Source organism: Ruegeria sp. BHSA191 (assembly GCF_059613325.1).
In genome coordinates, this window is the sequence record NZ_JBXWSH010000037.1 from 1 (window position 1) to 1,364 (window position 1,364).

Consider the following 1,364-nt stretch of genomic DNA (forward strand, 5'->3'; position numbering starts at 1 on the left):
TGCGGATGGGGTGGATGGCGTCTGCAGCCAACCGTCGCGCTTTGCGGCAAACTGCAGAAGACATCTTCTGCAAGGAAAGGAGCCCCACCATGGAAGTCACGACGATAGGATTGGATCTCGGTAAAGACGTCTTTCAGGTCCACGGGATCGCTGATGACGGTACGGTTGTCTTCAATCGTTCGATCCGCCGCAGACAATTGCTGAAGTTCTTTGAGACCCTGCCGAGCTGCCTCGTCGGAATTGAGGCGTGTGGGTCGGCACATCACTGGGCGCGTGAGCTGACTGAAATCGGCCATGACGTGCGCCTCATGCCGGCGACTTACGTAAAGCCCTACGTGAAGCGTGGAAAGACGGATGCGGTTGATGCCGAGGCAATCTGCGAGGCCGTCACGCGACCGACCATGCGGTTCGTCGCTGTGAAATCGAAGGAACAACAAGCCCTTCTTACAATGCATCGCGTGCGCCAGCTTGTCGTGCGCCAGAAAACCCAGATGCTGAACGTGATCCGGGGTCTTCTTCGAGAGTTTGGTCATGTGATCGGGAACGGGCCGGTGGCGGCGATGCGCTTCGTCAAAGGGTTCAAAACCAACGATTGCCCGGACATGCCAGACGTTGCGAAGAGCATGCTCAAAACCCTCTGCGAGCAGGTTGTTGCACTCGACGAGCGCGTGGTGTTCTACGACAAACTGATCGAGTATCATTCGCGGATCGATGAACGGGCCAAGCGGATCAGAACCGTCCCTGGTGTTGGTCCAATCACCGCCTCTGCCATCGTCGCCACCATCGGCGACGGCAAACAGTTCAAGAACGGGCGCGAGTTTGCTGCTTGGCTTGGTCTCACCCCATTGAACAGATCGAGTGGTGGCAAGGAACGCCTCGGCCGGATTAGCAAGAAGGGTGACCGTTACATAAGAAGGCTTCTGGTGATCGGTATGACCTCACAAGTACAGCGCGCCCGCGGCTATCCAGAACGCGTGCATCCTTGGATCATGCAACTCCTCGAGCGCAAACCCGTCCGACTTGCCACGATCGCGATGGCAAACAAAGCCGCACGGATCATCTGGGCGATCCTCACCAAAGAAACATACTACCGGCAATCAGCGGCATAACCGGAGGCACTGAACAAAAAAGAATTGCAAGACGAATGCCATGATGGCACGTGCGGTCATCCGAGAACCCGGAAAACCCGAGCTTCGTCCTGAACTCTCAGGTTCGCTTTGCCGATTGGGACCAGGTTCACGGAACCCATCAAGGCCAGCGGCTCAAGCAAATGCCGCAATCAAAGGCCGGACACAGGACTGTACTGACCAGCCGCGCAATCAGAGCATTTTGTCCTTGCAAAGCAGACGCCATCCACACAGGAC

The 1,364-nt window shown here is 56.7% G+C and carries 1 protein-coding gene; it reads left to right on the plus strand.

The window, feature by feature from the left end; all coding sequences use genetic code 11:
* Nucleotides 1-89 precede the first annotated feature (89 nt).
* Nucleotides 90-1,109 (plus strand): IS110 family RNA-guided transposase, encoded by a 1,020-nt coding sequence (locus tag AC2FNS_RS18020; protein WP_209599476.1) that lies wholly within the window; start codon nt 90-92, stop codon nt 1,107-1,109.
* Nucleotides 1,110-1,364 lie beyond the last annotated feature (255 nt).

What these genes read in the sequence shown, in the direction of transcription:
- AC2FNS_RS18020 (WP_209599476.1), top strand. Translation starts at nt 90, where the DNA reads ATGGAAGTCACGACGATAGGATTGGATCTCGGTAAAGACGTCTTTCAG.